This is a genomic window from Larkinella knui (assembly GCF_003858645.1).
Taxonomy (GTDB): domain Bacteria; phylum Bacteroidota; class Bacteroidia; order Cytophagales; family Spirosomataceae; genus Larkinella; species Larkinella knui.
This window is the reverse complement of record NZ_RQJP01000002.1, coordinates 21,349-39,517: the sequence shown is the minus strand read 5'-3', so window position 1 is coordinate 39,517 and position 18,169 is coordinate 21,349. Positions and strand designations below refer to the sequence as shown.

The following is an 18,169-nucleotide window of genomic DNA, read 5'->3' as shown; positions in this document are numbered from 1 at the left end:
ATCGATGGTGAAAAATAATCTCTTTCGCCTTTCCTTCCATTTGATTTTCCCGTTGCCGCCGAACCGCTTACCTTTGTGTTACTTCTGAGAATTACTATGCCGCTGCTTTTTCCGTCGGATTACCGCCCGCCCGCTCATTTGTGGAACGGCCATTTGCAAACCATTATTCCGGCTTTGTTCCGAAAAGTCAGCGTATCCTACACCCGCGAGCGCATTGAAACCCCCGACGACGATTTTCTGGATCTGGACTGGAGTTATGGAAATCCTTCAGGATCTGGACACCTACACCTGTCAGGTTTTGAAAATCTGACAGGTGTAGGTGTCCAGACCCTGAAGGATGTAAGAACGCTGGTCATCCTTTCCCACGGCCTGGAAGGCGATTCGGGGCGGCAATACCTGGCGGGCATGGTTCGGCACCTGACGGCCAACGGGTTTGATTGTCTGGCCTGGAATTACCGCAGTTGCAGTGGCGAAATGAACCGGCAGGCCCGGTTTTATCACCTCGGCGAAACGGGCGATCTGCAACTGGTGATCGATTATGCCTTGCAGAAAGGCTACAAACACATCAATCTTCTGGGATTCAGTGCCGGCGGCAATGTGACCTTAAAATACCTGGGTGAGCAGGGGAAAGCGATTCATCCGGCCATCGAAAAAGCCGTGGTGTTTTCGGTACCTTTGCACCTGACCAGCGCGTCGCGCCGACTGGAAGCCTGGGATAGCCAGATTTATAACCAGCGCTTTAACCGGACGTTAAAGCGCAAGGTTTTTGAAAAAGCCGCCCTCATGCCGGGCGTTATTCATACGGAGGGATTACAAAAAGTCCGTACTTTGCGGGAGTTTGACAACCTGTTTACGTCACGCTTGCACGGGTTTCGCGATGCCGAAGACTATTATGAACAGAGCAGCGCGTTGCACTATCTGGATAAAATCGCGATTCCGACCCTGATTGTCAATGCCAAAAATGACCCTTTTTTGTCGCGCGAATGTTTCCCGGAAGAACTGGCCCGCCAACTGCCCAACGTCTGGATGGAATTTCCGACGCAGGGCGGGCATTGCGGTTTTACACCCGCGGGCCCAAACCGAACCGTTTACTGGTCGGAAGAACGGGCCTTGCGGTTTTTGAGAAATACAAACTGATTAGCTTATGATAGCGCAACATGCCGTTATTCACCCGTTCTTTACCAATCCACCTGTACAACGGGCTTATTTGGTTGGTTCGAAAGCGCGGGGTGAATCCCGGCCTGACAGCGATATCGATATTCTGGTCGAGTTGGATGAGCGGGTCGATATTTTCCAATTTGCCAACACGAAGATTCAATTGGAAAGCCTATTGAAGCAGGATGTTGATGGCGCTGGTCAAATTGTTGGAAATTAGTGGAGAAGCGGCCAACTTTGTTACAAAAGACACACCGAATAAAGTTACCGAAGTGACGTAGAATACGTTGTATGTCGTGCGGAACATACTGGTTTATGCGTACTTCAGAATTAATTATGATAGTATTTGGCAGGCAAGTATAGACAAAATTCCAACGCTAAAAATCAAGTAGAAAGCGTACTACAGCAGTTGTCTATTGATAACGGGTAATCCTCAATTATGTTAACCAAAACACTCGAACAAACGTATTTCGTCATCGACTTCGACAGTACTTTTACCAAAGTCGAAGCCCTGGATGTATTGGGAGAAATCTCACTGGCGGGTCACCGCGACCGGGAAGCAATTCTCGAAAAAATTAAGATCATCACCGATCGGGGTATGTCGGGGGAAATTTCCCTGTCCAAATCGATCGAATTGCGGCTCGAATTGTTGCAGGCCCACCGGGATCATCTGCCCGCGCTGATTGAAACGCTGAAAACCGAAATCTCGGATTCTTTCCAGCGCAATCGCGGGTTTCTCACTGAACACGCCGATCACATCTACATTGTTTCGAGCGGGTTTAAAGAATTTATCGTGCCGATTGTAACCTCGCTGGGAATCAAGGAAGAAAATGTGTTCGCCAACACGTTCGTCTACGATGCCGACGGCAACATTGTGAGTTGTGACTGCGAGAATCCACTCTCGACCGACAAAGGGAAAGTGAAGCTGATTCGGAACCTAAATCTGGAAGGCGACATTTACGTAATAGGCGATGGGTATACCGACTACGAAATCCGGGAGTCCGGGTTGGCGAACCGGTTCTACGCCTTTACCGAAAATGTTATGCGACCCAAAGTAATCGAAAAAGCCGACCACGTTGCTCCGTCTCTCGACGAATTTTTATACCATAATAAGCTGAGCCGCAGTCAGTCATATCCAAAAAGCCGGATTAAAGTCCTGTTGCTCGAGAACGTGCACCCCGTGGCGGTGAAGCTGTTTGAGAGCGAAGGCTTCAATGTGGAAATCCTGAAAGGTGCGCTGGATGAGGACGAGCTGATCGAGAAAATCCGGGATGTTTCCATTCTCGGGATCCGGTCTAAAACCCAGGTAACCAGCCGCGTACTGGAACACGCCAACAAGCTCATGTGCGTTGGGGCCTTCTGCATTGGCACCAACCAGATCGACCTGAAAACCTGTACCGAAAAAGGCATTGCGGTTTTCAATGCGCCCTACAGCAACACCCGCTCCGTGGTCGAGCTGGCCATTGGCGAGATCATCATGCTGGTGCGGAACATCGTTCCCAAAAGCAATAAAATGCACGAGGGAACCTGGGACAAATCGGCTAAAAACAGCTTTGAAGTTCGCGGTAAAAAACTCGGCCTGGTAGGCTACGGCAATATCGGCACGCAGTTGTCGGTGGTGGCTGAAGCGCTGGGCATGGAGGTTTATTTTTACGACATTATTGACAAACTGGCCCTCGGCAATGCCCGGAAATGCAAAACGCTGGACGAATTGCTCGCCATTTCCGACTTCATTAGCCTGCATACCGACGGTCGGGCCAGCAATAAAAACCTGATCGGTGCCCGGGAATTTTCGCTGATGAAAGAGGGAGTTATTTTCCTGAATCTGTCGCGCGGTCACATTGTCGATATTCCTTCGCTGGTCGACGCCTTGAAAAGTGGTCGGGTGGCCGGTGCGGGCGTCGATGTATTCCCGTACGAACCAAAAACCAATAATGAGGAGTTTATCAACGAGTTACGCGGTTTGCCGAACGTGATTTTGACGCCACACATTGGCGGGAGTACCGAAGAAGCACAGGAAAATATTGGCAACTTTGTGCCCGGAAAACTGTTAGAATACATCAACAATGGCAGTACGTACGGAAGTGTCAACTTTCCGGAAGTACAACTGCCGCTGTTGAAAGATTCGCACCGGTTGTTGCATATTCACGCCAATGTGCCGGGTATTCTGGCAAAAATCAACGCCATTTTTGCCAATTACCACATCAATATTCAGGGACAATACCTGAAAACAACCGAACAGGTCGGCTATGTCATTACCGACATTGCCAAAGATTATTCGGATGAAGTGGTGAATGAACTGCGGAATATTGACAACACGATCAAATTCAGGTTGTTATACTGATAAACGGGTAACTGGATGGGAGAGGAAGTAACAGAGAAACGCATGGAATGGCCACCATCGAAAGTGATTCTCATGGCTTTTACTCCTGTCTTGCTTGCCCTGGCAGCCGCCCCAAAGCTGTATACCATTTACGAACGAAAGCAGATCCAGAACGATCAGGCCTTTACGGTTGGAACCATCGAACGGTTTAACTATGAAAGGAGAAAAGTCAGGGATGTCTACCGCGTTGACGTCCAGTACAACGTTGACGGAAAGGTGTTTACGGCGAAAAGCCGGGCTTTCTGGAAGCTTACGAAGTGGCAGCTGGACTCGGTGATGAAACAGAAATTGCCGGTAGTTTATGAAAAGAGCGATCCTTCGAATAGTATTGTACTCTCAACCGAAGAACGGTTTGGGCAATTTGGGTTAATGTTGCCGGATAGTTTGATCTGGACAAGGCAGTATTTTTATTAAACCATTATGAAACAAACCTACTTCACCGCCGGGCCAGCGGAGTTATATCCGACTGTTTACCAACACCTCCAAACGGCGATGGATGAGCAGATTGGGTCGATTTCGCACCGGAGCGCCAGGTTCCGGAGCCTGTATCAGTTCTGTGTTGAGCAATTGCGCGAGCTTTTGACGATTCCGGAGTCGCACGGGATTTTCTTTACCGGTTCGGCGTCGGAGGTGTGGGAGCGCATTATGCTCAATTGCGTCGAACACGAAAGCTTTCACCTGATCAACGGGTCGTTTTCGAAGAAATTCTGTGAATACGCTACCGGGGTGCATAAGTATACCCACAAGCAGGAAAAACCGTTCGGCGAGGGGTTCGATTACGGCGAAATCGTGGTGCCTGACTACGCGGAACTGATCGCTGTTACGCACAACGAAACCAGTTCGGGCGTACAAATGCGGCCGGTCGATATTCACAAACTGAAGCGCAGCAATGCCAAAAAGCTGATTGCGGTCGACATCGTTTCGTCGGCACCTTTTCCCGATCTGGATTTCTCCCTGATCGATACGGCTTTCTTTTCCGTTCAAAAAGCCTTTGGCTTGCCCGCCGGACTGGGCGTCTGGATCGCCAATGAGAAGTGTCTTGAAAAAGCCGAGCTGCTGAAGCACGGCGATCAGCACATTGGTGCGCACAACAATTTGCCGACGCTCTGGAAAAACTTCAAAACGTATGAAACACCGGCTACGCCCAACGTTTTACTGATTTATTTGCTGGGGAAAATTGCGCAGGATTTCAACCGGATTGGGGTCGAAACCATTCGCCGGGAGACTGAAGAAAAGGCGAAGATGCTGTATAAATTCATCGAAAGTCATCCGCAGTTTTCACCGTTTGTGAAAGAAGACCGCCACCGTTCCCGGACGGTCGTCGTGGCCAGCACCCAAAAACCATCTTCGGAAATCATCAGTCTGGCCAAAGACGCCGGTATGGTGGTTGGCAGCGGGTATGGTCAGTTCAAGGATTCGCAAATTCGGATTGCCAACTTCCCCGCAACCGACGCCGGGCAGGTTGGCCGGTTGATCGACGTATTGGCAAAAGCCTAGTCTTTTTTATAGCTCAATAGCCTGTTTTTTTTACCGGACAACCGCAGCAAAGTGTCTGCGATTTCCGGTAAAAAAACAGGCTATTTGCATTTGGACAAACTTTATACGGCCGGTCTGGTTTTAAATAGACAACTCAGCGTAATCCAATGAAAACGTATATAAATCGACTCCTTCTATTCTCTGTTTGTCTGACAACCGGCCTGGTGGCTCAGGCGCAGGAAACCGATACGCTCAAAAGCGATACCCCCGCTCCAAGTTCGCTGGCTACTCCACCCGCAACGGAAGAAGTGCGCTCCGACTACCGAAGATCCTATTTTGACCGCTCCGACTCCCCCTGGTTTCGCTCTGGCGCTTTTCTGGTGGGTGTTTCTCTGGGCTTTGCAACGGGAAAGGGCCAGGGTTTGTATACGGTTTTTAATCCGCGGGTCGGCTATTTTATCAAACGCGGTTTGGCCTTGGGCATCCGGGGTGCGTTTGAGAGTCGGGCATCGACCAGCTACCGGGCCAATTCCGGGGGGGCTTTTGTTCGGTATTACCCGATTCGGAACACGTTCTACCTCTTCGGCGAAGGCGGTTTAAACATCGGAAAATTCCGTTCCAGCGATGTTGGGCCCAATGACCGGCGCGGATTCAGCAGCCTGAATATCGGTCTGGGTGTGGGCCTTAAAGCGATGGAAAAGTTGAGCTTCGAGCTGATGATTGAAAATAATTATTACGATAAAGCGCCGGTTTTTGCGGGCAACAACCGCGGGCCGCAAGTGAAATTGGGGGCCAACTTACACATTGGCGGCCGACGGCGGTATTAACGTACCTGCGGTTTAGTCCGTGTTAAACAAAAAACACGGACTAAACCGCAGGTACATACTTACCAAATCCGGGTTTGATCAACCTCCGGTTTATACATTTTTTCGCCGGGTTTGACGTTGAAAGCCTGGTAGAAAGGGGCGAAGTTGGTCAGGGGGCCATTGACCCGGTATTTAGCCGGCGAGTGCGGATCGGTCTGTACGCGAACCCGCTGGGATTCGTCCCGAATCACGGTACGCCAAATCTGCGCAAAGCCGAGGAAAAACCGCTGCTGGGGCGTGAAACCGTCAATTTTCTGATCAGTTTTCCACTGATCCGTCAGTTTGAAGGCGTCGAAGGCGATGGCCAGACCGCCGAGATCGGCGAGGTTTTCGCCCAACGTCAGACGACCGTTCAATTTCAGGTTGTTCAAAACCGTGTAGCTGTTGTACTGGTTGACCACCTGGTTAGCTTTAGCCGTAAATTTGTCCGCATCGGACTTTTGCCACCAGTCGCGCAGATTCCCTTTAACATCATACTGGCGGCCCTGATCATCGAAAAGGTGAGTCATTTCGTGTCCGATCACCATGCCAATACTTCCGTAATTAATGGCATCATCGGCATCTTTATCAAAAAACGGAAACTGGAGAATACCGGCCGGAAAAACGATCTCGTTGAACGACGGATTGGCGTAGGCATTCACCGTCGGGGGCGTCATACCCCACTCGGTCCGGTCGACCGGTTTTTCAATTTTCTCCATATTCTCCTTGTTCTCGTGTCGGCGGGCGCTTTGGATATTTCCGAAATAATCGTCCCGCTTAACCTCCACATCCGAATAATCTTTCCATTTGTCCGGATAGCCGATTTTATTGGCAATACCGTCCAGTTTTTCCAGCGCAATTTTCTTTGTTTCAGGCGTCATCCAGTCCAGTTTCTCGATGCGGTTTCGGTAGGCTTTCTGAAGGTTGGTCACCAGCGTCAGCATCCGCTCTTTGGCTTCAGGCGTAAAATATTTCTTCACCCACAACTGCCCCAGCAATTCGCCCAGATACGCATCGGCATTGCCAGCCACGCGTTTCCAGCGTTCCGACAGCGCCTGTTGGCCGGAGAGCGTTTTGCCACTGAACTCAAACTTGGCCATCACGAACGGTTTGCTCAACAGCGAGGCATTGTTATCGATGAAATTGAACGCCAGGTGGTCCTTTAAAACCTCAATCGGGGTCGTGGCAAGCAACGTATTCAGGGCCTGATAATATTCCGGTTGTCCCATCAAAACCGTGTCCGTTTTCGCCGTCATCGTGCTCAGAAAGGACTTCCAGTCGATATTGGGCGTCAGTTTAGCCAGTTCATTTACCGAATACTTGTGGTAGTTTTTGATGGGATCACGGAGGTCGGCGGCCGCCTTGTGAGATTTGGCCAAAGCCGTCTCGAACGCCAGGATCGCGTCGGCTTTTTTGCGGGCTGTCGTGGAATCGACGCCGGTTAGCGTAAAAAGTTTAACGATATACTTGACAAAAGCTGTCCGTACCTTCTTGGTTTCCTCGTCATTATTGAAATAATAATCTTTTTCCGGCAGGCTCAACCCACTTTGGACGAAATTGATCCGGTTGATATCGCTTTTGCGGTCATCCGCTCCCACATACAGCCCAAACAGGTCGCCACCCCGGTTGGCTTCGTCGGCGGCCAGGTAAGTAATAACCTGCTTATAATCCCGCAAAGCGGCAATTTTAGCCAGTTCGGGCTTTAGCGGATCGTAGCCTTTTTTCTCAATCGTAACGGTATCCATGCCGCTGGCGTAGAAATCGCCCACTTTCTGTTCCGTACTGCCTTTTGCGGCCCCGGCGGCTGCGGCTTCTTCCAGAATCGACCGGGTTTTTTTCTGATTCTCTTCGTATAAGGTGTAAAATGAGCCCCAACCGCTCTGATCGGCCGGGATCTTGGTAGTCTTAACCCAGTTGCCGTTGGCGTAGGAGAAAAAATCGTTGCCGGGCGATATGGTTGTGTCCATGCCCGATTTGTCAAAAAATACCGTCCGGGCATTTTCTTCTTTTTCAGTTTTGCAAGCGGTAAACAACAGGGTTCCGCCGACCGCCAGCAGGAGAGATTGTGGGAGTTTCATACAATGGTTCGTTCGTTGACTCAAGCAGAAAGGGATAAAAATACTTTTTTTACTGATTCTGACGACTACCGTAAACCGGGGGATATTGACCGTTGGTACAATTATCCGGACCCAATACGATACAATTGCCTCACCGCTATCGGTCTGGGCCGAAATAAGTGGAAAAAGAACCGCTTTGGATGTATCTTTACAGCGGTTTAAAACAAAGGCCGCTGCACACTTCACTTCTTTCCGGCTTCCTGCCTGGACTGGTTTATTGATTGATTAGTCCGGATCGTTCATCACTTTTCTGGTGGTGTGCTATTCTATTGTCTTTACTATCAATCATTTACCAGCTACTCCAATGACTTCTCTTTTTTCAAAACGGTTGCAATTAATTCCATTACCCCTAACGGATCTCGACCAATTGGCAATCAGCCGAACTACGCTGGAAACGGCCCGTGGACTGGAAATTTCGGACCTGAAACTCAGTGGCGATTACGATTTCATGGCCGAATTTCAGGATGCGCTCCCGCAGTATATCATCCCCGGTGTTATCGCTCATCCGGACGACTGGTTTTGGTACACCCATTGGCTGATTGTTCATCGCGAATTGAATCTGACTATTGGTGGCATCGGCGTAGCCGGAACCCCGGATGCGGATGGGCAAACCCTGATCGGTTACTTTATGGATCAACGATTCGAAGGGCGGCAGTTCACGACCGAAGCCGTGGCCTGTTTTCTGGAATGGATTTTTGAACACCCCGACGTGAAGACGGTGGTGGCCGATACGCCAGCCCACCACATTGCTTCGCAGCGGGTGTTGCAGAAAAACGGATTTCTACTGGTTGGCGACGTAGAAGAAGGAGTTCGCTGGAAACGCACCCGCTTCCCGTCAGATCAGGTATAGCGCCAGGCCCACCAGATCAGGAGCAACTGAAGCGGAAGCCGTCCCCAGCGAATCCAGGCCGGTATTTCAGCGAATTTATCGGCCGTAGCCATGTACAGATTGGCCGGGAAAATAGCGATCAATAACAGAATCAACCCCCAGGCTGCCAGCGATCGGGTTGCCGGAAACAGCAACCCGACGCCCAAAACCAGTTCGGCAATCCCGCTGAGCACCACCATGAGCGCATGGTAGGGAATGTAGGGCGGCATGATGCGGAGGTAAGGGTCGGGCCGGAAGAAATGCAGAAAACCGGATACGATGTAAATGGCGGCAATGCTGTAGAGACTCAGGTTATGCATGTACGGTGGAAGTGGTTAGAAGGGAAGCAGCCTGGGTTTTGAACGCGTCCCCAAATGTGCATTTACTAGAAAGTTTGAAAAGATTGACCTGATTTTCTAACAAAAAGAACCATGCGCGGGTAGATTAAGCAACAAGCAACATAATCGGTCGACGCCATGATGAGTCAAGATAGGGAATTTACCGGAAAAGTAGCATTGGTAACCGGAGCCGGTTCGGGAATCGGGAAAGCCGCGGCCCTTCTGCTGGCCCGAAAAGGAGCCCGGCTGGCCGCTTTGGGCCGTACGGAAGACGAACTGCAGGAAACCGTCGACCAGATTCGGCGGGAGGGAGGAGAAGCTATTTCTCTGCTGGCCGATATAGCAAGTGCTGACGAAATGCAGCAGGCGTATGGCGAAATCCGGAAGCAATGGGGCGGATTAGATATCGTTTTTGCCAATGCCGGGGTCAACGGCGTGTGGGCGCCCATCGAAGAACTGGAACCCGACGAGTGGGACAAAACCATCAACATCAACCTGCGCGGTACGTTTCTGACGGTGAAATATGCCATTCCGATGTTGAAGGAAAACGGCGGTTCGATCATCATTACGGCTTCGGTGAACGGTACCCGAATTTTTAGCAACACGGGCGCAACGGCGTATTCGACGACCAAAGCTGGTCAGCTGGCTTTTACCAAAATGGCCGCGCTGGAACTCGCCAAACACCGCATCCGGGTGAACGTGGTATGCCCCGGGGCCATCGAAACCCAAATTGAAGACAGTACCGAAAAGCGCGACCTGGAGTCGGCCAAAGAACCCGTCGAGTTTCCGGAAGGCAAAATCCCGCTGACCGATGGCAAACCCGGAACCAGCGAACAGGTGGCCGAACTCGTGGCCTTTCTGGCGTCCGAAAAGGCGAGCCACATTACCGGCACCCCCATCTGGATCGACGGCGCGGAGTCGTTGTTGATGGGCTGATTTATTCCACCACGTGTCCGACAAACTGCGCACCGTTGTCCAGAATGACGCCACCACGTCGGTAGCCCAGACCGCAACTCTCGCCCGCGTAGAACACACCGGCCTGATACCGCTTTCCGGCTGCATCCGTCGGTAAATCGACGTATTCCTGGTAGATTTTCGGGTAATCACCATATTCACCTTCAGCTTCGGCCGTAACCCGGCCTTGCTCGTCCAGAATGCGGACGTTGGCCCCTTCGCGACCGAACAGCACTTTCTCCACGTAGGGCCGGTCGGTTAACGGGCGGGTTTCGGTCTGGAGCAGGAGCGGGTGATACGGATACAATTCCCACAATATTTTCAGGATGTATTTTGATTGAAACAGCAACGAATAAGCCGGATTCAGGACCACGACCTGCCGGCGACGCACGGCTTCGGTCAGGATGTGCGCCAGATCGGATTCTTCCTCACCAATGTATTCCCACGGAATTAGTTTGAACCAGAAATCGAATTTGTCGAAGTGACCGGTTTGGGGATTTTGCTTGAAAACACCTTCATCGACCGAGAATTCAACCTTGTCAATGTACTCGAATTCGACGGTGAAGCCGGCTTCACGGGCGGCTTCTCCCAAAACCGCCACGTTGCTGTCGTCTTCCGGAAAACCGCGCAGGGCCGATAGCAGCAACGTGGGCTGAAGGTCCTCATTTTGCAGCAGGATGTCGCGGAATTGCCCGACCAGCGTTTCGTAAACGGAATTGAACTGACGCTCTTCATCCAGGCCATTCGCGAGCAGGTGGGCGTATTGTACGACGGCCGTTTCGGGAATGCAGGTCGCCGTATCGGCATTGAATTCAATCAGTTTAATCGGTTGCCCGGCGATGCCGCCTGCCAGATCGAAACGGCCGTACAATTGAATATGCCGGTCGTCGCTCCAGGAAAGTTTGATCAGGTCAACGAGGTTGGCCGGGATGCCGAGTTCACTAAATCGATTGGTATCGATCACGTGCTGCCCGGCTTCCACCAGCATGTCAAACAGTTGGTTGGCCGCTTCATAATATGCATCAGCCTCGGCGGGTTTAACCACCACCACTTCATTGGTCAAATACGCCAGCGTGTCGGTTCCGAGCATCCAGTTCCAGCCGATGTTGCGCAGTTGTTGATCCGGCGAAACCGGTAAGGGGCGGGTTTGTATCATATTCGTTAGGGTATTCGGTTTACGGTTTTCGGAGGCTGACGCATTTGAAGTCGCTTGCGTCAGCCTCCGAAAACCGTAAACCGAAAACTGAATACTGACGTTGGTTTGGTAACAATAAAAAAAATGGTTAAACCGGTCAAAAGCGCCGACAGTCCTTCACGAATGGGCCATTCGGGCGAAAAGAAAATTCGGCTGCGCTGCACCACCGCCCGGGGTTCGCCATCGGGGCTGCTCCAGAGCCAGCGGCTGCGAAATAGGCCGGAAGAATGGAAGCGAAGTTGGCGCCCGTCGTCAAACGTCAGGTAAAGATGCCCCCACCAGCTGGTACGAATGGTGGCAATGGGCGAACCGGTGAGATCGGTAACGGCGATGTTGGTAAACTTCGTTTGCCGTTGAATCCGGTAACTGCCAAACCGGGATTCGATCATAGCCTGTTCGGGTCGGGCAATGGTCAGAACGGCCTGAGGGATACCCAGTTCCGAATAAATTTCATACCGTTCAGCGGGGGAGGGCTGAATCCAGTTCAAAACAGTTCGGTGCTGGCGAGCGGGGGACATGGGTAAAAAAGAGTGAATAGTGACCAATGAACAACGAATCACCCCGTTTCGATAGTCTGTCGTTCATTGGTCAATTCTTAAAACCAGCCCGCGCCGGGAATCCGGAAAGGCCACGGAATGGAAACCAGAATAGCGAGCAGACCCAGCCCAAAAAAGATAAAAACCGTGCGGTGTTTCTGAACCGGACCACTGATCCGGCGCGATTTCGACCGGCCAATCGTAATGAGCACGACGGCAATGAGCATTCCGACGATGTGTTCGATGGTATAAAACCGGTATAGGGTGGTGCGCATGATGGTGCCGAAGTCAATTCCGGAATCGAACAAAGGCACTTTAGGACTCATAAAGTACAAAATCAGCCCAATCAGAAATTGCGTATGCGTAGCAATTAAGGTAAAAAGGTACAGTTGGTTGTTACCGGCGGTGTACTCATCGCGGCCCTGCCATTTGCGAAATGCCGTTATGATGGCTGCGATCAACAGAATCAATACAATCCAGCGAAGGCCCGAGTGGGCATGTACCAGTATAGTGTAAAACATAAGTGAGGAGGTTTGTCGTACGGCAAAGAAACAACATTTGCGGCTAAGACGAATGAGAATAGCTGCAAGATTAAGGACAAAAAGGACGAATTTGCTGTTAGACTTTCCGGGAGGCTCAATTTCGTTTATCGAATACGCGCCCTGTTTTCGCTAATTCACCGATTAAAAATGATTCTTTACAACCTGACGATTAATATTGACAAGACCGTTGAACGGGAGTGGTTAAACTGGATGCGGGCCGAACACGTTCCGGCGATCATGGCAACGGGCCTGCCGTTGAGCCATAAAATCCTGCATCTGCTGACCGAAGTCGATAACGGGGGAGCTACCTACACGTTCCAGTTTTCGTTTCGCATCAAACTGGACTTTTACCGCTTTCAGAAATACCACGGGGACGACCTGATGGAGAAAATTCAGGAGCGGTTTGGTACCCAGTATGTCACGTTCCAGAGTTTACTGGAGGAGGTTTGAGTATGGGTTACGGTATTCGGTTTACAGTTTACGGTATTCGGTGGCTGACGCATGCTTGCTGGCGCAATCAGTCTAACGCGTCAGCCACCGTAAACTGTAAACCGAATACCGTAAACCGAATACCATCAACCGTAAACTGACATTACGCTGCGCTCTCGTTGTTCAGAAGTTCTCTGCGGTTTTTTCGTTTGTCGAGTGAGAGCAGAAAGGCGGGGAGTAAAATCAGGTTCGCGGCCATGCCCATCAAAAGCGTGATCGATACGAGAACACCGAGTGCTACCGTTCCCTGGAACGTTGAAAAGGCGAAAATGGCAAAACCGGCAAAGAGGATAAAAGCCGTATAAATCATGCTGATACCGGCCTGATGAATCGTGGCAGTAATGGCTTTGGAAATGCTCAGCCCACGCCGAAGCTCCTCACGATAGCGGGCAATAAAATAAATGGTGCCGTCGGAAGCAATTCCAAAAGCCACGCTGAAAATCAGAATTGTCGACGGTTTTAGCCGAATGCCGTAATAGCCCATAATTCCCGCCGTGATGATCAGCGGAACGATGCGGGGCAGCGAGCAAATGAGGATCGTTCGAATATCGCGGAGCAACAGAGCCAGCAAACCCGTGATCAGAATAACCGCTAGGTAAACGCTTTCCTTCAGATTATCAACGAGATACTCGTTTCCTTTCGTAAAAATAGTGCTGCTGCCCGTAATCCGTACGTCGTACATGTCGCCGTTCGAAACGCGTTTCCCGGTTTCGCGGTCGACATTAAAAATGGAATCGACTTTGGGTTGCAGGGTCGTCAGTAACTGGCGGATGCGCACCGTTCCGACGTCGGCCATCTGGAAACTCACGCGGGTGTAGCGACGGGTGCTGTCGATAAACCCTTTGAAAAGGTTGGCTTTGCCCTGCATCGGGGGCGCGTAGCTGGCTACTTTGGCTATTTCCAGCGCGCCCGGCAAAACGTAGTATTTGGGATCTCCTCCACGATAGCCCTGATACAGAAATTTAGCCGCTTCAACAATGGAAAGGGGACGTGTGAACTCCGGGTATTTTTCAAACTCGCGCTGCAAAAGCCGCATTTTGGTCAGCGTCTGGGGGGTCAGCACCCGGCCCGGCTGGCGCGAATCGATGGACACCTCAAAAGGGAGAACGCCCCGAAAGTTTTTCTCGAAAAATTTCAGATCAGTATAAATCGGATCATTCTTCGGTAAGTCATCCACCACATAGCCAACGGCCTGAATGCGCAGCGCGCCAATGAGGCTGATAATCACCAGAATACCGATGAAGGCGTAGATGGCACGACGGCGGTGATGAACCGTGTAATTGACCCAGCTCAGGAAGGAAACCACCCAGCGGCTTTCCAAGTGGCCCCGCTGCCGGGACGATGGTTCGGGCAAATACCCAAAAACAATTGGAATCAGAACCAGGCAGAGGGCGTAAGTAACCACCACGCCTAAAGACGCCACCAGACCAAACTGGGCCAGCATGGGGCTGCTGGCGAAATAAAAGACAAAAAAACCGATGGCGGTGGTGACATTGGCAAAAAACGTCATCTCGCCAATGCGTTCCGTTGCCGTGTTCAGCGCCCGCGTTTTGTCGCCGTGGTGGCTGAATTCTTCGAAGTATTTATTGATGAGAAAAATGGTGTTCGGAATTCCGATCACGATGATCAGGGGTGGCAGCAAGCCGGTCAGGAGCGTAATTTTATAGCCAAATAGCACCAGAAAGCCCAGCGACCAGACGACGCCCACACCAACGATGCTGATGGCGGCCAGAACGGCTACGATCGAACGGAAGAAAAACAGCAGAATAATGGCCGTTACGCCAAAGGCCAGGGCCATGAACAAAACCATTTCACTGCTCACTTTCGCCGTAAACTTGGTGCGGATGTAGGGCATTCCGGACATGTGAACCGGGATCTTGAATTTTGCCCCGAACGCTCTTACTTTTCGCTCAATATCCGCCACATAGCCCAGGCGGTATTTCGTATTCAGCTTTTTCTGATCGAAAGTGACGGCCATCAGGTGCGACCGGCCGGCGCTGTCGGACACAAAGCCGCGGTAGAAAGGTAGTGACGCCACCGTCGAACGGATGCTGTCGACTTCAGCCTGCGTTGCGGGTGCACGGGGGGCCAGGGGCAAAAACTGAAACTGCTTGATGCTGTCGTTGCGAACAATTTGAAATAAACTGGCCGCCGATAAGACGGTTTGAACACCCGCTGATTTTTTAATGTCCTGATTCAGAGCATGCCAGCCGTTGAAAACCGGTAACGTATACAAGTCGGGCGTTTCGATCCCGATCACCATCACGCTGCCGTCTTCACCAAAGCGCTTTTTAAACGATTCGTACAGTTCGAAGTCGGGGTCGTTGGAGGGCAGAATCCGGGCAATCTCGTAGGAAAGTTGAATGCGGGTGGCCTGGTACGCCATAAATACCGTTCCTGCAAAAATGATAACGAGCAGGAGAAGGCGATTTTTTAATATGAAATCCGAAACGCGGTGCCAGAACATCAAGCCAGAACAGAAGGTAAGCGTGCAAGGTACTAAATTGGGTTAGTTTTTGAAAATGACGGGCCACTGAACGCGGCTGGCCGACCGCTACCCGAGAAGTGCCAACCTGATCCGGCGACTTGTATATATGCTATTTCCGGTATAAGCAAAAGTAATAGCGTTCTGAAGGGCTACAGCGGCAAAATCCGGCGCATTTCTGCTTAAATCTCCGGTTATGGTTCCGCTTGGAGAAAAAACAAAATACGGCGAAACCGGTCCTCAGGGTTTTAAATCCAAGCAAATTTTAAACAATAGCGGCCGTTGGCGTGTTTTCTTACTGGCTTTACGTACGTGCGATTGATACGCTGTTGTTAATCGAAATTAGTTGCCCGCCAGGATAATTTCTCTACTATTATTTCCCCGTATAATTATGAATTACGCTCCACTACAAAACGTGACCCCCAGTGTGCACATGCCCACAAGTGTTGCCTTTATAGGCGATTACCTACCCCGGAAGTGCGGGATTGCCACGTTTACTGCTGATTTATACAAATCGTTTACAACTTTTTATCCGGAATCGTCGGCTATGGTTGTATCAGTAAACGATGTTCCGGAGGGGTATGATTATCCGGATGAAGTTCGCTATGAGTTTTACCAGCATGATCTGAATTCATACAAAAAAGCCGCCGAGTTTCTGAATTCCATGAACACCGAAGTGGTGTGCCTTCAGCACGAATATGGTATTTATGGCGGCACGGCCGGAAATTACATTCTGACCTTGCTTCGGAATCTGACGATGCCGGTTATTACCACGTTTCATACCGTGTTGCGCAATCCGGATCAGGATCAGTTGATGGTGTTGAAAACCATCGCCGATCTGTCGGCTCGGGTGGTGGTAATGAGTGAAAAAGGCCGCCAGTTCCTGAAAGATATTTATGACGTTCCGGAAGATAAAATCGATGTCATTGCCCACGGGATTCCCGACATGCCGTTTGTCGATCCCCATTTTCATAAAGACCGGTTTGGCATCGAAGGAAAACAAGTCCTGCTGACTTTCGGGCTGTTGTCGCCCAATAAAGGCATTGAAAATGTCATCAAGGCGTTACCCCGGATTGTCGATAAATTTCCCAACATCGTCTACATTGTGCTGGGAGCAACGCACCCGAATCTGATTCGGGATCAGGGCGAAGTATACCGCGATAGTCTGAAAAAACTGGCTGCCGATTGCGGAGTCAAAAATAACGTGATGTTTTTCAATCAGTTTGTTGAACTCGACAACCTGATTGAGTTTCTGGGTGCGGCTGATATTTACATCACGCCGTATTTGAACCCGGCCCAGATTACGTCCGGAACGCTTTCGTACGCTTTTGGGTGTGGTAAGGCGGTCGTCTCGACTCCCTACTGGCACGCGGAAGAACTGCTGGCCGACGGGCGGGGCGTTCTGGTGCCATTCAATGATTCGGAAGCGGTGGCCGACGCGATTATCAATTTGATGAACGACGAACCGCTGCGACACGGGATGCGCAAAAAAGCGTATTTACTGGGTCGGAGCATGATCTGGGAACGCGTCATGGAACGCTACGTCGAATCGTTCGTTCAGGCCCGCCAGCAGCCGATTGCTCTGCCCGGCAGTCCTTTGTCGCTCCTGAATGGCAATGGAAGTGGAACGTATAAATTGCCGCCAATCCGGCTCGATCATCTGTATCGTTTGACCGATTCGACGGGAATCATCCAGCATGCCCGCTACCATTTACCGCACTATGAAGAAGGCTATTGCACGGACGATAATGCCCGGGCTTTGATCCTGACGGTGCTGGTGGAAGAGGCCGGTCAGGGCGATCGCAAACTGGCGAAACTGACCGACGATTTTGCCGCTTTCCTCAATTATGCCTACATCCAGGGCAGAGGACAGTTTCGGAATTTTATGAGCTACAACCGGCAATGGCTCGAAGATGTTGGCTCCGATGACAGCACGGGCCGGGCCATCTGGGCGCTCGGAACCTGCGTCGGGCGGTCGTCGGACAAAAACCTGATTACCTGGGCAATGCCGATGCTGCACCAGACGCTGCCTGCGCTTGTCGACCTGCCTTCGCCCCGTTCCTGGGCTTTTGGAATCATGGGGGCCTGCGAATACCTGAAACGGTTTGGTAACGACCGGCTCGTAAAAACGATTTTGCAACAACTGGTCGATAAACTCATCGTTCGGCATGAGGACAGCAAATCCAAAGAATGGCCCTGGTTTGAAGACTACCTGACGTATGATAATGCCAAACTGCCCCACGCGCTGATTTGTGCCGGTGAGACGTTGCAGGACAGTACCTTAATCGATCTGGGCCTGAAAACGCTGGATTGGCTGATCAGCCTGCAGATGACCGGCAGCGGTATTGCCAGCACCGGCTATTTTCAGCCGATTGGTTCCAATGGGTTTTATACCAAAGGGGGAGAACGGGCTTATTTCGACCAGCAGCCGCTCGAAGTTCAGGGCTCGGTTTCGGCCTGTCTGGCTGCATACCGGATTACGAAAGAAGCTGTGTGGGTGAAACGGGCTACGAAGATATTCAAGTGGTTTACGGGACACAACGATCTGGGCTTGTCGGTTTATGATCCCAATACGGGCGGTTGCCGGGATGGCTTACACGTCGACCGGGTGAACCAAAACCAGGGTGCCGAATCGACGCTGGCCTATCTGATGGCTTTAACGGAGCTGCATTTAACCCAAAAACAAATTTCCGACGCTGAAATTGCAAATACGGCACTAACATTGTTAGTTTAGACGTTGAAGGGCAGAGATACAGAAGGGATGAAATGAACGATAACCGGGACCA

17 protein-coding genes are annotated in these 18,169 nt (G+C 51.0%); 11 read left to right on the top strand and 6 right to left on the bottom strand.

Annotated elements, in window-relative coordinates; translation table 11 throughout:
• Positions 1–96: 96 nt before the first annotated feature.
• The 7 genes from EHT87_RS09100 (at position 97) to EHT87_RS09075 (ending at position 5,841) form a co-directional block, all read left to right on the top strand.
• The gene (locus tag EHT87_RS09100; protein WP_124906167.1) at positions 97–1,137 is read left to right on the top strand and encodes a YheT family hydrolase; all 1,041 of its coding nucleotides are present in this window, start codon (positions 97–99) and stop codon (positions 1,135–1,137) included.
• Between the two features lie 7 nt (positions 1,138–1,144).
• Positions 1,145–1,375: a nucleotidyltransferase family protein gene (locus EHT87_RS09095; protein ID WP_124906165.1), complete on the top strand. Its 231-nt coding sequence runs from the start codon at positions 1,145–1,147 to the stop codon at positions 1,373–1,375.
• Between the two features lie 76 nt (positions 1,376–1,451).
• Positions 1,452–1,547, top strand: coding sequence for a HepT-like ribonuclease domain-containing protein (locus tag EHT87_RS31835; RefSeq protein ID WP_374756024.1), 96 nt, complete (start codon positions 1,452–1,454; stop codon positions 1,545–1,547).
• Positions 1,548–1,594: 47 nt separating this feature from the next.
• Positions 1,595–3,499 (top strand): phosphoglycerate dehydrogenase, encoded by a 1,905-nt coding sequence (gene serA / locus EHT87_RS09090; RefSeq protein ID WP_124906163.1) that lies wholly within the window; start codon positions 1,595–1,597, stop codon positions 3,497–3,499.
• Positions 3,500–3,541: 42 nt separating this feature from the next.
• Positions 3,542–3,952: a DUF3592 domain-containing protein gene (locus EHT87_RS09085; protein WP_221621997.1), complete on the top strand. Its 411-nt coding sequence runs from the start codon at positions 3,542–3,544 to the stop codon at positions 3,950–3,952.
• 6 nt (positions 3,953–3,958) lie between these two features.
• Positions 3,959–5,035, top strand: coding sequence for an aminotransferase class V-fold PLP-dependent enzyme (locus EHT87_RS09080; RefSeq protein WP_124906159.1), 1,077 nt, complete (start codon positions 3,959–3,961; stop codon positions 5,033–5,035).
• A gap of 146 nt (positions 5,036–5,181) precedes the next feature.
• Positions 5,182–5,841, top strand: coding sequence for a putative outer membrane beta-barrel protein (locus EHT87_RS09075; protein WP_124906157.1), 660 nt, complete (start codon positions 5,182–5,184; stop codon positions 5,839–5,841).
• A gap of 59 nt (positions 5,842–5,900) precedes the next feature.
• Here the strand turns inward: EHT87_RS09075 and EHT87_RS09070 are convergent, their stop codons facing one another.
• Positions 5,901–7,937, bottom strand: coding sequence for a M13 family metallopeptidase (locus EHT87_RS09070; protein ID WP_124906155.1), 2,037 nt, complete (start codon positions 7,935–7,937; stop codon positions 5,901–5,903).
• A gap of 343 nt (positions 7,938–8,280) precedes the next feature.
• Between EHT87_RS09070 and EHT87_RS09065 the strand changes: the two genes are divergently transcribed.
• Positions 8,281–8,826 (top strand): GNAT family N-acetyltransferase, encoded by a 546-nt coding sequence (locus tag EHT87_RS09065; protein ID WP_124906153.1) that lies wholly within the window; start codon positions 8,281–8,283, stop codon positions 8,824–8,826.
• Here EHT87_RS09065 and EHT87_RS09060 read toward each other — a convergent pair.
• A complete protein-coding gene (locus EHT87_RS09060; protein ID WP_124906151.1) occupies positions 8,817–9,164 on the bottom strand; it encodes a DoxX family protein in 348 nt (115 codons plus the stop codon). The genes EHT87_RS09065 and EHT87_RS09060 overlap by 10 nt on opposite strands.
• Before the next feature lie 156 nt (positions 9,165–9,320).
• Here EHT87_RS09060 and EHT87_RS09055 point away from each other — a divergent pair, with 156 nt between their 5' ends.
• A complete protein-coding gene (locus EHT87_RS09055; protein ID WP_229320956.1) occupies positions 9,321–10,118 on the top strand; it encodes an SDR family oxidoreductase in 798 nt (265 codons plus the stop codon).
• Between the two features lies 1 nt (position 10,119).
• Here the strand turns inward: EHT87_RS09055 and EHT87_RS09050 are convergent, their stop codons facing one another.
• From EHT87_RS09050 to EHT87_RS09040, 3 genes are all read right to left on the bottom strand, one after another.
• On the bottom strand, positions 10,120–11,292 hold the full coding sequence (locus tag EHT87_RS09050; RefSeq protein ID WP_124906149.1) for a glutathionylspermidine synthase family protein: 1,173 nt from the start codon (positions 11,290–11,292) through the stop codon (positions 10,120–10,122).
• Between the two features lie 59 nt (positions 11,293–11,351).
• The gene (locus tag EHT87_RS09045) at positions 11,352–11,849 is read right to left on the bottom strand and encodes a hypothetical protein (protein WP_124906147.1); all 498 of its coding nucleotides are present in this window, start codon (positions 11,847–11,849) and stop codon (positions 11,352–11,354) included.
• Between the two features lie 77 nt (positions 11,850–11,926).
• Positions 11,927–12,388, bottom strand: coding sequence for a cytochrome B (locus EHT87_RS09040; RefSeq protein ID WP_124906145.1), 462 nt, complete (start codon positions 12,386–12,388; stop codon positions 11,927–11,929).
• A gap of 168 nt (positions 12,389–12,556) precedes the next feature.
• Here EHT87_RS09040 and EHT87_RS09035 point away from each other — a divergent pair, with 168 nt between their 5' ends.
• Entirely contained in the window at positions 12,557–12,859 is a 303-nt protein-coding gene (locus EHT87_RS09035) for a DUF4286 family protein (RefSeq protein ID WP_124906143.1), read from the top strand.
• A 142-nt stretch (positions 12,860–13,001) separates the two neighbouring features.
• Here the strand turns inward: EHT87_RS09035 and EHT87_RS09030 are convergent, their stop codons facing one another.
• A complete protein-coding gene (locus tag EHT87_RS09030; protein ID WP_310587531.1) occupies positions 13,002–15,284 on the bottom strand; it encodes an efflux RND transporter permease subunit in 2,283 nt (760 codons plus the stop codon).
• Positions 15,285–15,816: 532 nt separating this feature from the next.
• Here EHT87_RS09030 and EHT87_RS09025 point away from each other — a divergent pair.
• Positions 15,817–18,117: a glycosyltransferase family 4 protein gene (locus EHT87_RS09025; RefSeq protein ID WP_124906139.1), complete on the top strand. Its 2,301-nt coding sequence runs from the start codon at positions 15,817–15,819 to the stop codon at positions 18,115–18,117.
• Positions 18,118–18,169: the final 52 nt, after the last annotated feature.

Bases quoted from the DNA above. Each gene is read 5' to 3' on its own strand.
- EHT87_RS09045 (WP_124906147.1), bottom strand. From the start codon at position 11,849: ATGTCCCCCGCTCGCCAGCACCGAACTGTTTTGAACTGGATTCAGCCC.
- EHT87_RS09080 (WP_124906159.1), top strand. From the start codon at position 3,959: ATGAAACAAACCTACTTCACCGCCGGGCCAGCGGAGTTATATCCGACT.
- EHT87_RS09025 (WP_124906139.1), top strand. From the start codon at position 15,817: ATGCCCACAAGTGTTGCCTTTATAGGCGATTACCTACCCCGGAAGTGC.
- EHT87_RS09050 (WP_124906149.1), bottom strand. From the start codon at position 11,292: ATGATACAAACCCGCCCCTTACCGGTTTCGCCGGATCAACAACTGCGC.
- EHT87_RS09035 (WP_124906143.1), top strand. From the start codon at position 12,557: ATGATTCTTTACAACCTGACGATTAATATTGACAAGACCGTTGAACGG.
- EHT87_RS09085 (WP_221621997.1), top strand. From the start codon at position 3,542: ATGGAATGGCCACCATCGAAAGTGATTCTCATGGCTTTTACTCCTGTC.
- EHT87_RS09070 (WP_124906155.1), bottom strand. From the start codon at position 7,937: ATGAAACTCCCACAATCTCTCCTGCTGGCGGTCGGCGGAACCCTGTTG.
- EHT87_RS09055 (WP_229320956.1), top strand. From the start codon at position 9,321: ATGATGAGTCAAGATAGGGAATTTACCGGAAAAGTAGCATTGGTAACC.
- EHT87_RS09075 (WP_124906157.1), top strand. From the start codon at position 5,182: ATGAAAACGTATATAAATCGACTCCTTCTATTCTCTGTTTGTCTGACA.
- EHT87_RS09060 (WP_124906151.1), bottom strand. From the start codon at position 9,164: ATGCATAACCTGAGTCTCTACAGCATTGCCGCCATTTACATCGTATCC.
- EHT87_RS09065 (WP_124906153.1), top strand. From the start codon at position 8,281: ATGACTTCTCTTTTTTCAAAACGGTTGCAATTAATTCCATTACCCCTA.
- EHT87_RS09040 (WP_124906145.1), bottom strand. From the start codon at position 12,388: ATGTTTTACACTATACTGGTACATGCCCACTCGGGCCTTCGCTGGATT.
- serA (WP_124906163.1), top strand. From the start codon at position 1,595: ATGTTAACCAAAACACTCGAACAAACGTATTTCGTCATCGACTTCGAC.
- EHT87_RS09030 (WP_310587531.1), bottom strand. From the start codon at position 15,284: ATGGCGTACCAGGCCACCCGCATTCAACTTTCCTACGAGATTGCCCGG.
- EHT87_RS09100 (WP_124906167.1), top strand. From the start codon at position 97: ATGCCGCTGCTTTTTCCGTCGGATTACCGCCCGCCCGCTCATTTGTGG.
- EHT87_RS09095 (WP_124906165.1), top strand. From the start codon at position 1,145: ATGATAGCGCAACATGCCGTTATTCACCCGTTCTTTACCAATCCACCT.